We start from the raw sequence: 15,031 nt of genomic DNA, 5'->3' as shown, positions 1-15,031 counted from the left end.
GTAGTGTTTGGTATGTTATTTCAGCAAGTTTTAGCCTCGTTCTTTAGCCGAATAGTTGGTCAGTATCAGTTGAAAGTTACGAAAGGCTAAATATGTTAGCAATTCTTTTGTGAAAGTGAATATTTTTTATAAGACTTACGCTATCAAATGTTACTGAAAGGCTACATCGATTGTGGTGAAGGTGTTGAGAAGGAGAGGCACTAAATAATTGGGATGTAATATCATCAAATGAAAATAGCGAAATATGAGGTTTCCATTATGCTTCCTTCAGAATATGATGAAGATAAGCAGTATCCATCGTTATGGAGATATTCTATTTTAAAATTTTACAATAATAATAATTTGAAAGTAAGTATCAGTTGTACTTGCGAAAGTATTATGAATGCTAATTATGTCTCGTAAGAAAGAAGAGTGCGCGCATGAAAGAATTGGATGATTTGAAGCTAACGATTCTTCCGTTAATTATTTTGCTGATTCTTATACTTTTTTGGAAACTTACCGAGTCTGTCGGAGCGGGTATGTTGATTATTATTTTCTGGATAGGATGGCGGCGCCTTATTAGAAAATCATTATAAATTAAATATGAGTTACCGTCAGCTTTATTCAAAAAAGCTAAACATCGTTTGATACTGGAATCAAACGGTGTTTTTTGCATTTGCCTCTAAACTTCTGCATAGTTCTTACTTATGAAAAACGACTATGTACGATTATTTATAATTTTGTTACTATGTAGTAATTAATAAATGAAACAACAAGGAGATACGGCATGTGGCATAATCGGAATGTATGGATTATTTTATTGGGTGAATTTGTTGTTGGTCTTGGCTTATGGGCTGGAATTATAGGCAATCTAGCTTTTATGCAAGAGGTCGTTCCCTCTGACTTTCACAAATCATTAATTATTTCTTGCGGTATATTGGCGGGCTTAATAGTAGGTCCGTTGGCAGGACGTATTATTGATAATTCGCAGAAAAAAACAGTTATACAATGGGCAAGTGTAGGGCGAATTATAAGTGTTTTATTTATGTTTATGGCACTTTTTACAAATTCGGTTGTATGGATGATTCTTTTTTTAATTACGCTTCAAATAGCAGCAGCCTTTTATATGCCTGCTCTACAATCTATTATTCCAATGATTGTTAAGGATAAGGATCTAATCACACTTAATGCTTGGCAAATGAATGCCCGAACGATTTCAAGGATTATTGGTACGGCTGCAGCGGGATTCATGTTAAGTTTCTTTGAGTTGAAATGGTTGTACATCATTTCATTTATTGTCTATATTCTGATGTTTGTTATTACGAACTTCCTACAATTAGATGAGATGGTTAATCACTCATTAGCAACTAAGGAAAAGGGCAGCTTTAAAGAAGTGTTACCGATGGTGAAGGATCACCCAATTGTTTTAATGACACTTGTTTTAATGTTAATTCCAACATTATTTTTAGGTTCCTTTAATTTAGTTATTATGAAAATTTCTGAGATTCATCATTCAACGACAATATCTGGATTATTGTATACAGTTGAGGGCATTGGTTTCATGCTTGGTGCAGCTGGTTTGAAATTGATTACGGAGCGGGTGAAAATTGGAACACTCCTCTTTACTTTAGCGTTTATCATCGGTTCGATGGAGCTCATGCTACTTTTATCAGATATTAAATTTTTTGCATTAGTAGCTTTTGGCGTTTTTGGTTTTTCAGTAGGCTGTTTTTTCCCAACGACCATGGTGATTTTTCAAAAGCAAGTGCCAAAAGATTTTCATGGCCGATTTTTCTCATTCCGTAATATGATTGATTCTGTCATCTTTCAGATCGTCTTATTGTCAACAGGCATGATGCTAGATTTAGTTGGTTTAAGTGGACTAGGACTAGTTTTTGGTATAATCAGCTTAAGTTTAACGATCACTTTTTTACTATTCTCAAAGAAAAAGAATGTTGTAATGCAAGCGCATTAATTAAAAAAGAACTGTCAAATCTGTATTCTACTTTGACAGTTCTATCTTCTTATTAAGTTTTATATACATTTTACATAGAAATATATTTAGGATGCGATCTACGGAAGGTAACTTTTGCTAAGAACTTTATGACTAACGAGGACAGGTTTGTTGAATGGAAAAGTAATAGATGGTATTTTTATTAAAATTCTAAATAGTATTGCGATTTCTTGATAAAACATCTACGTCGAATGGGCTGACAAAATGGTTATGTTTTAATCATTAAGATAAGTAGAAAGAAGGTATTGAAAGATGTTTGGAAAAACACAAGACCCGATAGAGACTTATATAGAATCACCTGAAAAGCTAAAGAGTTTATATAAGCGTGTGCTACTCGTTGTTAGTCTCTCACAAGTTTTTGGTGGGGCAGGGCTTGCAGCAGGTATTACGGTAGGGGCTCTTTTAGCTCAACAAATGCTGGGAACGGATGCTTATGCAGGGGTACCTTCCGCTGTATTTACTTTAGGGTCGGCGGGTGCAGCTTTAATTGTAGGAAAAATATCTCAACGTTATGGACGTCGTACAGGTTTATCTACAGGTTTTATTGTCGGAGGACTCGGTGCAATTGGTGTAGTGATTGCTGCCATGATAAATAGTGTCACTTTATTATTCGTTTCTCTACTAATCTATGGCGCAGGAACTGCGACAAATTTACAGGCTCGATATGCAGGGACAGATTTAGCCAATAATAAACAACGAGCAACGGCTATCAGCACAACAATGGTGATGACAACATTCGGGGCTGTCGCAGGGCCGAATTTAGTAGAAATTATGGGGGAAGTTGCTGTTTCCATTGGTGTTCCGGCGCTTGCGGGCCCATTTATCTTATCTGCAACAGCATTTATCTTAGCAGGTCTTGTCCTTTTTATTATGTTACGTCCGGATCCATTAGAAATTGCAAAAATGATAGAAGCGGACAGAAGAGAGACTGAATATGGAAATATGACGGAATCTCTTAGTGAAAAAGCTATCAATAAAAGAGGTCTTACAGTCGGTGCAACGGTTATGGTACTTACTCAAATTGTAATGGTTGCTATAATGACGATGACACCTGTACATATGAAACATCATGGTCATGGTTTATCGGAGGTTGGGATCGTTATAGGATTTCATGTAGGTTCCATGTATCTTCCGTCGCTCGTGACTGGTATTCTTGTTGATAAAATTGGACGAACAACCATGAGTATTGCTTCCGGAGTGACTTTGTTATTTGCTGGTCTACTAGCGGCATTCGCACCAAGCGATTCTATGGTTCTATTAATCGTTGCTCTGACTCTACTTGGGTTAGGCTGGAACTTTGGTTTAATTAGTGGTACAGCACAAATAGTAGATTCGACAGAGCCTTCTACACGTGCAAAAACGCAAGGGAAAATAGATGTTTTAGTTGCACTAGCAGGAGCTTCAGGTGGTGCTCTTTCGGGTATGGTAGTAGCTAATGCGAGTTATGCGACACTATCTTTAGCAGGGGGGCTTTTATCCTTAATTCTTATTCCAGTTGTCATTTGGTCAAAAAAAGCTTGAGATAAATTATATGATACTAGAAATAGTTACTAAATAGTTTAAAAGTAACCGGTGTAATCTTTTTTAAAAACATAGTTTGAAATCAAGAATTAAGAGTAAACTTAAATAAAACTGTATTAAAAAATAACTTAATTTAAGGTTCTTTTGTTTGCATTGGGTACTCCGAAATGTTAATTAAAAGAACCTTTTCCTTTTAATATAAATAAATAACTAAGCTCTTTTTTTCTTTATTGTACTGACGGTGCAGCATTCCTGTTTGAAGGATGTTCGAGGTCTTGAAAGAAAAGGAGCCCTCTAGTATGATGCATGAGTGTCAACGACCATTGACCCATCATCAAACAAGGAGGACTCCTTTATGCATTTTAAATGGAATAATAAAATTAATCAAGTTACTGAAAATACACTCGTCGTTGGCATGGATATTGCCAAGCATATTCATTACGCATGCTTTGTCGATGAACGCGGGCGAGTAATAGAAAAGGCTTTTGCCGTACATCAATCGAAAGAAGGCTTTGAAAACTTGTATGGAAAGATCCTTCAAACGATGAAGGAAGCTAATAAAACTGAAGTAATAATAGGGATTGAGCCTACAGGCCACTACTGGATGAACTTAGCCTATTTCTTAGATCAATACGGAATCCCACTTGTCATGGTGAATCCAATGCACGTAAGACGTTCGAAAGAACTAGATGATAACTTACCGACAAAGCACGATAAAAAAGATGCACTAGTCATCGCTCGCTTATTAAAGGATGGACGTTTCAGCTATCCACGTATATTGAAAGACATTGAAGCTGAGCTTCGTATTGGTTCTACTCTTCGTTCAAAATTGACGGAGGATTTGGCTAGTATCAAAAACCGAATCATTCGTTGGCTTGATCGCTACTTTCCTGAGTTTACTCAAGTTTTTCCTAATTTCGGGAAGATGGCACTTGCAACACTAGAAATGACGCCATTACCAAAAGATATTAAAGAGAAAACAGCTGACGAGCTGGTCTTTCTTTACCGACAGGTAAAGGGAATGAGAGCCCCACAGTTACCGAAAGCCAAGCTTCTTATTGAAGCCGCGAAAAACTCTATCGGACTGACAGAAGGAACACAGATGGCCCAACATGAAATCGCCACGCTCTTACGTCAGTATCGGTTATTAGAAGCCGAAATTGAAACTATAAATAATCAATTAGCAGAAATGGTACAAACGACAATGGAATATGAAATACTGGCTTCAGTTCCTGGTTTAGGAGATGCGACAATAGTTGATTTACTATCAGAAGTAGGAAGTTTCTCACTTTATGAAAATCCACGCCAACTTATTAAACTAGCGGGATTAACATTACGTGAAAGCTCGTCTGGTCAACATAAGGGACAAAAACATATCTCTAAACGAGGACGAAAGAAGCTTAGAAACACTTTATTTAAAGTAATAGTACCGCTAATTCGTCATAATGAAGCATTCAAACAGCTTCATAAATACTACACAACGCGACAACAAAATCCCTTAAGGGGAAAGCAGTCAATGGTGATACTCTGTGGTAAATTACTGAAGGTATTACATGGCATATGCAAAAAGAAAGTCTTTTTTAACGAGCAACATATGATGAATGACCTCTACTGTCTCGCAGAGGCAGCGTAATCAATTCTTTCATCGAACTATAAAAAAAGGATGACACGGAGAAGCCAGCAAAATAACTAAACTCAGACTATGAGTCTCCGGTGCAGCATAGCAGGCCTCTGCCTTATGAATAGACCGAACGAAGGAATGTAAGCGCAAATGACGCTAAGAGATATGGGAGGGTACGTCGTCATAAGTATCGCAGAGATCCATTGTGCATCACATAGTGGATTAAAAAGCTAATGATTTCCATTAGTTTTAGCGAAGCGTACACTCGGATTGTAAATTATAACTATAAATTAAAAATACTGTTCATAAATCAAGTGGAAAAATATTTTTTCTTCATCACGAAATGGTGGAAACCGTTGATACATCAATATTTATAGAGGGAGGATAGTCGAAGAAGGAATTAATGTAACGGAACAGGACACACTAATCCTAAATATAATTTAGGGTGATGAAATTGAATAAAATTATTCCACTTCTATTGGTTTTATTTAGTATATGTATTTGTGGGTTGAATTACGGAATAGTAAATGCAAATCCGAACGACACTTCACCTTCTTTTGAGGAAAGATTCACAAAAGCTGGATATAAATCTGTAAAAAAAGCAGTAAAGGAATTTGAAAATCATTTTAAATGTGATGTAAAGTTGCCCGAAATGTTGCCTTCAATTTCTTTCACACATCAATTTGGAAGGTTTTTTGAAGATAAGAACTATAATGTGAATGATTCCTTAGAAATTAGGTTTGTTAATAAAGATATAAGAGAAAATATTTTTAAAATTGACATTCGTCCCGAAAAAAATAAATTGAACTTCAAAAATAAACTGGACTTAAATGGTAAGGAGTTTACACTTCGAGATGGTACCAAAGGTATTTATTTCGAAGACCGATTATTTAATTTTTTTGTTTTTGAAAAGAATAATTTACAATATATGTTGGGGGTATATAATAAAGTAGCCAATACAGAAATACCTGACATATTAGTAAGAATAGCTAATTCAATTGACTAACTCCTTCATTTAAAGTCCTTTAGTTGTCTTCTGCTTCAATTAACGGGGTATCAATTAGTTGCTTTGGCAGCTCTTTTCTTACGATTAGTCAAGTATCTATAATAACTTTCTTAACTCTCTGATATTATTTTGATAAATTGGGCCATGCTGAATAAGCCTAGTGATTTTTCGATTTTTCATAAGGCTTTAGTATGTTAAACTGATGCTACGACTGTACTAGGGAGCCAACCTGTAGTCGTAGTTTTGATTATGTGTGACAAGAAAGAAGATCGTTTTCAATAACTTGTTTACACATGCGACGGAGGCAACCTTATGACATTTGTTATAGGGTTGCGTTTTTAATTTATCGTAGTACTCAACGATGTGATTTCCACCAAATCGTCGCTGTCTAATCATGTTCTGAACGGTTAGATACATTATTTTACGTAGGTGTTTATTGCCGCGTTTATTAATCTTGTCTTTAGCTATAAACTTCCCGGATTGATACCGCCTAATATCAATACCTGTATAGGCATTCAACTGTCTGTTGTTGTCAAACCTCTGAATGTTCCCAATTTCTGCTATGATTCTGACAGCTGAGTTAGCTCCAATAGCCGGAATACTACGTATTATGCTATACTCTTCAAGCCTTTCGGCTATCGACTCCATTTTACTGATACATTGTTCTTTCTGAAGGAGAAGCTCTTGAAACCGTTTAGCATATACACGAACTTGATCACAAACCACATCTGTTGAAGACGCGGCGGGGTAAGATTGCTTTGCGGCCTCTATTAATTCAACAGCTTTTTCCTCTGCTTTGTTTACTGCCATTCGTTTATTTGTGTTTGCGAGTATTCGATTTTTAATGATTGTTTTTGAATGATTCAAGACTAGATCTGGATGAGGGTATAATTGTACTACGTTTAGGAACAGTTCAGACTTGGTCGTGAAGATATTCTCGAGTTCAGGAAATGTTTCCTGGACGACCTTATGCAATCGACTGCGGGTGACGCTCAATTCATCATCCAATTCGCTGTAGTGTCTCGATAATCGTTTTAACTGACGGTAAACATCATTGGAATCTGTTTCAATCCGTCTTTCGTGCGTAAAGTGTGTGAGTGCCAATCGATGTGCATTACTTCGGTCCGTTTTGTGAATCCGTAAGGAATCACATTGGAGTTTTGCTTCCAAGGGATTTAATAGGCAATAACTATAGTTGTTCTCTTGCATGAAACGTTCCAGTGTTCTTGAATAGACTCCTGTAGATTCAAATACGATATGAGGTTGCTCATCATATCCTTCAATTAAGTCATCAATTAACTTTTTAAGGTCCATAAATCCCGGACGATTGTGCGCAATTTCCTTTTCCAACTGACATTTTTTCAGCGCGTTATAGACAACCATATAACTCTTTCCCATACTAATATCAAAGGCGATGACATGTTTCATGTTCTCCCTCCCTATGTGTTTTGAAGTCTTCACATTAGCCTTATTGATTCCCATTTCTTATACACGATCTCAAAGGATCCAACATACTTAAACCTGATTCAAATAAGGTTGTGAAGTAGGTCAGTTTTTTTTACGGATTCAAGATCCAAAGAGCTGCCCGACCTATTCTTCACCTCTACTATATAAAAAAATAGTAGTACGAACCAATGCCTTGGTCTGCACTACTAATCTTAGTATGTTTTTCTTTATTAAACTAAATCAGCTAATAGATTGTTTTTTCTCAATTCTTATAGTTTTTTTATTATTGATGCAAATGTTATTGGATTTATATTTTAGAAGAAAAAGAAAAATCTATACTTTTTGGCTTTTACAATATTATTTTCAGCAGTTTTATTTTGGTCAATCGGAGGTGTATTAGCACTTTTGGTTATTCGTGATGCTTTTGCAATATTTTACGGCATCCAAGTAGTCTTCAATTTATTAATAAATAGTGTTATTGTTCTTTTTATTGCGATTTTAACAACTGTAATAAAAATATATAACAACAGAACAACCTAATTCGCTATTGTAACAATGATTTATAAAACATATAAAATACAATTTAAATAACGTTCCTAAATGAAAGTTTGGAAAGCAACCGAAATTTAAGAAATGCTGTTAAACCAACATTTCTTGGATTTCCTTTAAATATTGTTTATACAGCTTTTTATACAAAGGTACATAGATACAATAAAACTTTTCAAGATTTTGTAGCGTATGTTATCTGAATAATATCCTGTATATAGAGACAATTTATTAACGCTGTAAACCTGCATTTTTTATTGTTCCTATACTTAGGAGCTTTAGTTGAAAACGATCATCAACAATCGGCGCAATTCTTGAAAAAGAATAGGCGCCAATTTTTCATTTAAGAGCCATTTAATTTAATAGAGAAAGAAGATATTATACCTGCAAAACAAACATCTACATTTTTATTTCTTTTTTTCTATGATATTTTTTAATGGCTTTTGAAGTACGTCCATAATGGCAGCGATGATAGCTGTTGCTAATATCCCTATTAGTCCAAGTGCTATTGGACCTGCTGGGTCATCACCCGTTAACATGGCAAACACCCTTAAGTAAACTATTACTAATAAAATTAAGAAAATAATTGTAAAAGCGCATTTTTTTATAACCTTCAAGGATTTAAGGGATAACTCGGAAAAAGCGTTGTTACTATCGATATAACACAGTAGTTTATATGCTTGATACAAAGCTACAGAAAACGTAATGCATACTCCATACGTACATATTAACAATGGATATATCGAGTAATCTCCTGGACGCACTATAGCATCTCTTCTGGCTGCTTCAGGCAACAAAAATATACATACGGCAAGTACCGCCAGTCCAATAAGAAAAACAACAACCTTTAAGAAAAAAGTTGAACTTAGTTTACCATTCATTTAAAGCACCTCACTGATGTAATGATTATATGATATTAATATAGTTTTTATCGATTATCAATAAATTTATTTCGTTTTTTATTATATTTTTATTGTTTTAAAAATACAAAGATAAATGCCTTATGAAATTAGCGAGGCAAAATGAAGCCGAAGAATGTTTTTTTGAAGCATTGAAATTAAGAAAAACAAAAGAAGATTTCTCATTGATTGACTCAACTCAAAAAGCATTGAATCTGTTAAAGGAAAACCTCTAGTGAAAATCCAGATGTATAAGAATAAAAGAAGAGTATAGGTTTATTTAACAATCCAGCGCGTTTGATGAATAAGAAATATTACACCTATTATTCATTTTTTAAGGGATATATAATTATTGAATGTAAATTGAAACAACTTAAAGTGCTTGCTACTTATAAATTGTAGTAAGGCTCTTACCTTTTTAATTTAAATTAAATAACTTTAATAACCCAAATCAAAAGAGAGTGAGTTATAAAACAAATAGCGACAGAATTGGATGTTGATCATTCAATGGTAAGACATTGGGTTTCTGACAAAAGACTACAAAAGTGCAACAACAAAAGAATTTTATTACTATTTATAATATGGTTATTAAGTAACAACACTTGGGATAGTTTCAGAGTAATCAATGGCTTTAAGTGCTTACTTTGTGAATGCAGTCAAAGGAGGAGTAAGTAAAATTTAAAAGTTAACTTTCACAAGTTGTAAATCCATTAACTCCAAATTTCTTTTTCGGTTAAGGCTGTTTTCGTATAGATTGTTGCTCTCTTGAAAATACTGAATGGTTGAATATAATGCATTTTCAGGATGCGTTCAATAATGTGGAGATATGTATATGAAGCAGTCGGAGAATTAGGAAAAGCAGATCAACTAGCCTTATTTAAGGCAATGAAACAAGACCTATATCCCAAAGAAGAAAATAAAATGGAAAAATTACTTCCAAAGATCAAGGAGTCTCGTTTTTCGTCTGGTTTAGGTTGTCTTCATTGCGGAAGTACTGCTGTAAAACGTAATGGTAAATATCGTTCAAGACAAAGATATTTATGTAAGGATTGTGGAAAAACATTTAATGATATGACAAATACGCCTTTTTCAGGTTCGCGATATCCGGAAAAATGGATTAAATACATTAAAATGATGATAAACGGTGTTACATTACCGAAGATTTCAGACTCTTTAGAAATTCATATATCTACCGCATTTTATTGGAGACACAAGATTTTAAACGCTTTAGGAAGTCACGGCTTCAACTAATTATCTGGCATCATTGAAAGTGATGAGACTTTCTTTCGTGAATCTTTAAAAGGTCGTAGATTTACACATCGTAAACCCAAAAAACGAGGAATTTCAAATCAAAAAATTGCTGTAGTGGTAGCACAAGATCGAAATAACAATATTATTGCGAGGATGGTGGGTAGAGGTCATGTGAAAGCAGAAGAAATTGATGGGGTTATCGGGGATTATATAGCCTATTCTTCTTTGTTATGCACGGATACAGCTACCAACTATAAAAAATTTGCAGCAGAAAAAAATCTTAAACACGAAACAATTAATCTTAATCAAAATCAACGAGTAAAAAAAGGGATATTCCACATACAACACGTTAATACCTTCCATCGCCGTTTGAAAGGATGGATGGAACGATTTCAAGGCGTTGGTACGTATTATTTGGATAGTTACCTCTACTGGTATCGTTTGCTTGAGTTACATAAAAACTTGGCATTTGAAAATCGGGTAGAGCACTTATTTCAACTTGTCAACAATCAAACTATTTCACAATTTAAGCAATAAGAAAAGGCAAAGAGCACCATTTATCAGATGCTTTTTAAGCGGATTCAGTGGTTTACTGTTATTCAATTAGCGAAGCAAAAAGAGGTTTTCGTTGAATTAATATGGTTAATTTGATAAAAGTTGGAATTTTTTATTGTTTCTCCTTATAATATTCAATATATAAGCGTGTGTTTTTATACTACTAGATTTTTTGTAAGTAAAAGTATGGGGTGGTTAATTGAATTTTATTACTTGGTCAATTATTGCAGCAGAAATTGGGTTTTGGATTGTTATAATACTCGGTCTAACTTTACGTTATGTTTATAACTATAAAAAAATGGGATCGTTCTTTTTACTTCTAACACCCGTGATTGATTTGTTTCTGTTAATCGTAACTGCTATGGATCTATTAAAGGGTGGAAATGCAACTACGTCTCACGCAATTGCTGCTATCTATTTAGGTGTGTCAATTGCTTTTGGAAAGAGTATCGTTCGTTGGGCTGATGAAAGGTTCTTATACTACATAAAAAAAGAGGGAACAAAACCTGAAAAAAAGACTGGTTTCGCATATGCTCGTAATTCTTTGAAAGGGTCTTTTCAGCATTTATTTGCATATATCATCGGAGCAGGATTTTTATTAATATTGATATACCTTGTAAATGATGCGGACCGTAGCTCTAAACTTTTTGAAACACTAAAAGTATGGTCTTTAGTACTGGGAATTGATTTTATCATATCTATTTCATATTTCATTTGGCCACGAGGAAAATAGTTATTTTACATAGAAGTAAGTAAAATATTTTAAAAATAATGAAAGTTTTTTCTTCAACTAACCAGAGCTTTCGTTAAATTTTCGATTCACGAAATATCAAACCGAAAAGACAGATTTATCCTACACATTTTGTAGATTAAATCTGTCTTTTAGTTTTACAGCAACAATCTTTGAGAAAACAGCCATTTAAAAAGATTTTAAGATTTTTGTAACGAATTACCTTTTAAAGCTATATATAAGTATACAGTAAAAATTATCTTAAATTTTTTTGCGACAAATTACCGTTCAAATCTATATAAGTAAACAGAGAGGGGGAGGAGAGTGGAGGACTTAAGCGAGATGTACAAGGCTAATGCAAAAGAAGTTAAGACATTCCTTATTTCTTTTAACATCGAATGTAGATTTAGCTGAAGAACTAACTCAGGAGACCTTTTACCAAGCAGTAAAATCTATTCATCGATATAACGGTAACTGTAAGTTGTCCGTTTGGTTATGTCAAATTGCAAAACATACATATTACAACCATTTAAAAAAGGAGAAAAACAACAAACATTTGAGTGTTGAAAATATAATGCAAATGGGTTTGGATAGCCCATCAAATGTTGACGGGCCAGATGTCGAAGTAATTAAGCGCAATACACTTATTTCGATACACAAAAAAATACATCTTTTAAAAGAACCTTATCGTGAAATTTTTTTACTAAGAACATCAATTAATCTTAGCTTTAAAGAGATTGGAGAGATATTTGATAAAAGTGAAAACTGGGCTAGGGTAACTTATTACCGTGCAAAAACTACTTTAGCAGAAAAGATAGAGGGTGATTATTATGAATTGTAATGTTATTAAAGATTTATTGTCATTATACATTGATGGATTTTGTAGTAAGGATACTATCGAAATTGTTGAAGAACATTTAGAATATGCGAAGGATGTAAGGCATATTTAAGAATAATGCAAAATTAGCAGAAAGGATACAAGGTGGTCATTATGAAATGTAATGTTATTAAAGATTTATTGCCATCATATGTTGATGGGATTTGTAGTGAGGATACTATCGAAATTGTTGAAGAACATTTACACAGTTGCAAGGAATGTAAGGCCCAATTAACAATGATGCAAACTGATTATGTCGAGCCAATACCAGAGCAAGTTAGCAATGCAATCGCGCCCTTTAAAAAAGTGAATAAAAAGCGCCGAATCCAAGTCGTAACAGCTACTTTTTTAACTTTTATTTTAACGGTTATAGGTGCATTAGCTATTCAAGAAGTAGGGCCAGTGAATAAATTCTTTTTCCCAATGGTAAGTGCAAATGTAGTTGTAGATTCTGAGGGCGGTAAGGAAGAATGGGAAGGCTTGGACTTCGAGGATCAAAATTACTTGATATACGATAGCGTTTTTTGGAAAAAAGAAATTACTAATGCTGCAAACAATCCAAATGAAATATTACTAAGAGTAAAAGATGAAGAGGGTAAAATTGTAATAGATGAATTGGAAATATCCCCTGGTACAAGTGCGAAATTGGAACAGTTAAAAAGAAATGAGAAATATTATTTTGAATTCAAAACTAAAAATGGCCTTTATCTGATAAATGCAACATAACTAAATCAAGAACAACTCTAAAAACTAATAATATATTCGGGCTGACACATATTTCAGAATAATGTTAATATCGATTTATAATAATAATTAATACATAATTAGTATTTATTACAAATCATGCAAACATAGGGGTGTTTTTTTATGAAACTTAGTAAAATTGCATTATCTTCCATGGCGGCACTTGCACTAGCATTAGCAGTAAGTAGCGCACCACAGGAAAAAGCAGCTATGACTGAAAATACAGATGCGACTGAAATCACAGATGTTATTGAAAGTCCTATCAACGATAATATTGCGATTACACCAAGAATTAATTGGACAGATTCTGCTGCCTTAACAAAGAATGTTTGGGGTAACGTGATTGGGTCTAATAATATTTTCAGGGACACACCTACAATAACTAACTGGGCTGGTAATCCAGGGGAAGCTGTTTTTAGAATTGTGGATGGTAGCGAAAACATAATTGCTGAGAGTGACTATGTTAAGCCAGGGAAATCTACTAAGCTAGGTTCAATACCAGCATTCTCGGGAACTTACACTCTACAGGCTATGGTTGAAAAAACTGGAAATTACACTATTGAAATCGATTAGTGCTTATTTAGAATAATAAAAGTGGAATGACCATCCAGCCATCCTGGTATGTCATTCCGCTTTTTTGCTGTGTCAGTCTCTAAAAACATAAGGCTGTTTTCGAAAAGATTGTTGCTATTCAACTAACGAGGCAGTTTAGTGAAATAAGAACATCGAAATCAATATTATGGATAGGGAAAATTTCTAACCCTTCATTAAGTTGCTATAGTAAAATGAATAGTGACTATAAAATAACGGGAGATGTTAATTATGCATTCAACATATGTTCTTTACAATATTGTTCCCTTAGCATTCTTAATTTTGTTAGTATATATTTTTATTGATGTATTACTTGATTATTTTAGAAAAGTAGAAAAAAGTGCTAAGAAACGAGTTATGTTATATAGCTCTATTTTTTACGTAATAAGCTTAGTTCAAATTAAATTGGGTGGATTCACGCTTCATCAAAATCCAGCAGACAATAATAGAACATTTATTTCAACGAATGACTGGTTTGGAATATTTCATACGATGCACTTTAATATTTCTATTTGGAGTTATTCAGCTTTATTTTATAATGTTATTTTATTTGTACCGTTTGGGATTTTCTTATTACTCCTTTTCGATTTAAAAAGTAACACAAAAGCAATTTCTATTGTTATTTTAAGTTGTTTAGTAATAGATGTCGCCCGTCTTTTACTTGGGTGGTCTGGTTTTACTATGAGCAACTTTGGTAATAAGGATATGATCTTTTTCTTATTTAATGTTTTGGGTGGAGTCTTAGGAATATTTTTAGTAAAGTATGCAGTAAATTATATTCACTCTTATAAATTAAAAAACCAAACAAAAATTGTCGAATAAAATATACACATATATACCTAAAAACGTTCCCAAACGCAAGTTTGGTAGCACGGCAGTCAGGACGGAGAGGGCTCTCCGACTCAAGGGGTGTAAGTTATCTGCTTGGCCCCATAAACGGAGCCAGATTGTTTAGGAGGAGAACATTATGCGATAAAAAAAGTACTTCGTTTTATTTTTATTTTATTTGGTTTGATACTTATATTCTTGAATTTTAGTAGTGGCATTGATTCAACTCGTGACTGGTTGAATTTAGGTAATGGAGTATTTATTGCAGTGCTTGGTCTTATTGATCCAATCAATGTTTTTAAATACAATAAATCAAAGCAATCGTAGTAGTATTTTACATGAACCTCGCAATCGGGCGTTTTAGTGAGAAAGAGGATCGTCAATGGACGGTCTTTTTTCTTTGTCTATAGGTTCCGTTAGAGT

12 protein-coding genes and 1 pseudogene are annotated in these 15,031 nt (G+C 33.9%); 11 read left to right on the top strand and 2 right to left on the bottom strand.

Going from position 1 to position 15,031, the window contains the following annotated elements; genetic code table 11:
• The first annotated feature begins 766 nt into the window (after window positions 1-766).
• The 4 genes from AC3WSO_RS14650 to AC3WSO_RS14635 all read left to right on the top strand — a co-directional run bounded on the left by AC3WSO_RS14650 (window position 767) and on the right by AC3WSO_RS14635 (window position 6,141).
• Window positions 767-1,954: an MFS transporter gene (locus AC3WSO_RS14650; protein ID WP_492531780.1), complete on the top strand. Its 1,188-nt coding sequence runs from the start codon at window positions 767-769 to the stop codon at window positions 1,952-1,954.
• Between the two features lie 291 nt (window positions 1,955-2,245).
• A complete protein-coding gene (locus tag AC3WSO_RS14645) occupies window positions 2,246-3,514 on the top strand; it encodes an MFS transporter (RefSeq protein WP_492531778.1) in 1,269 nt (422 codons plus the stop codon).
• A 355-nt stretch (window positions 3,515-3,869) separates the two neighbouring features.
• Window positions 3,870-5,147, top strand: coding sequence for an IS110 family RNA-guided transposase (locus AC3WSO_RS14640; RefSeq protein WP_492531776.1), 1,278 nt, complete (start codon window positions 3,870-3,872; stop codon window positions 5,145-5,147).
• Between the two features lie 436 nt (window positions 5,148-5,583).
• On the top strand, window positions 5,584-6,141 hold the full coding sequence (locus tag AC3WSO_RS14635) for a carbon monoxide dehydrogenase (protein WP_492531774.1): 558 nt from the start codon (window positions 5,584-5,586) through the stop codon (window positions 6,139-6,141).
• Between the two features lie 216 nt (window positions 6,142-6,357).
• Here the strand turns inward: AC3WSO_RS14635 and AC3WSO_RS14630 are convergent, their stop codons facing one another.
• Window positions 6,358-7,569 carry an IS110 family RNA-guided transposase gene (locus AC3WSO_RS14630; RefSeq protein WP_492527757.1) on the bottom strand — a complete coding sequence of 404 codons (1,212 nt, stop codon included), beginning with the start codon at window positions 7,567-7,569 and terminating at the stop codon, window positions 6,358-6,360.
• Window positions 7,570-8,540: 971 nt separating this feature from the next.
• Window positions 8,541-9,014 carry a DUF2975 domain-containing protein gene (locus AC3WSO_RS14625; RefSeq protein ID WP_492531772.1) on the bottom strand — a complete coding sequence of 158 codons (474 nt, stop codon included), beginning with the start codon at window positions 9,012-9,014 and terminating at the stop codon, window positions 8,541-8,543.
• Between the two features lie 834 nt (window positions 9,015-9,848).
• Here AC3WSO_RS14625 and AC3WSO_RS14620 point away from each other — a divergent pair.
• The 7 genes and pseudogenes from AC3WSO_RS14620 (at window position 9,849) to AC3WSO_RS14590 (ending at window position 14,602) form a co-directional block, all read left to right on the top strand.
• A pseudogene (locus tag AC3WSO_RS14620) lies at window positions 9,849-10,813 on the top strand (IS1595 family transposase).
• Between the two features lie 224 nt (window positions 10,814-11,037).
• Window positions 11,038-11,571 (top strand): hypothetical protein, encoded by a 534-nt coding sequence (locus tag AC3WSO_RS14615; protein ID WP_492531770.1) that lies wholly within the window; start codon window positions 11,038-11,040, stop codon window positions 11,569-11,571.
• Window positions 11,572-11,923: 352 nt separating this feature from the next.
• The gene (locus tag AC3WSO_RS14610; protein ID WP_492531768.1) at window positions 11,924-12,409 is read left to right on the top strand and encodes an RNA polymerase sigma factor; all 486 of its coding nucleotides are present in this window, start codon (window positions 11,924-11,926) and stop codon (window positions 12,407-12,409) included.
• Window positions 12,399-12,518 (top strand): zf-HC2 domain-containing protein, encoded by a 120-nt coding sequence (locus tag AC3WSO_RS14605; RefSeq protein WP_492531766.1) that lies wholly within the window; start codon window positions 12,399-12,401, stop codon window positions 12,516-12,518. The genes AC3WSO_RS14610 and AC3WSO_RS14605 overlap by 11 nt, the downstream gene beginning before the upstream one ends.
• A gap of 41 nt (window positions 12,519-12,559) precedes the next feature.
• Window positions 12,560-13,171 carry a zf-HC2 domain-containing protein gene (locus AC3WSO_RS14600; protein ID WP_492531764.1) on the top strand — a complete coding sequence of 204 codons (612 nt, stop codon included), beginning with the start codon at window positions 12,560-12,562 and terminating at the stop codon, window positions 13,169-13,171.
• Window positions 13,172-13,312: 141 nt separating this feature from the next.
• Window positions 13,313-13,762: a hypothetical protein gene (locus tag AC3WSO_RS14595; protein ID WP_492531762.1), complete on the top strand. Its 450-nt coding sequence runs from the start codon at window positions 13,313-13,315 to the stop codon at window positions 13,760-13,762.
• A gap of 249 nt (window positions 13,763-14,011) precedes the next feature.
• Window positions 14,012-14,602 (top strand): VanZ family protein, encoded by a 591-nt coding sequence (locus AC3WSO_RS14590; RefSeq protein ID WP_492531761.1) that lies wholly within the window; start codon window positions 14,012-14,014, stop codon window positions 14,600-14,602.
• Window positions 14,603-15,031: the final 429 nt, after the last annotated feature.

The sequence above is a fragment of the Lysinibacillus sp. EB106-09-02-XG168 genome (genome assembly GCF_058791475.1).
The sequence above is the reverse complement of the archived record's forward strand: the minus strand, read 5'-3'. Positions and strand labels throughout refer to the sequence as shown.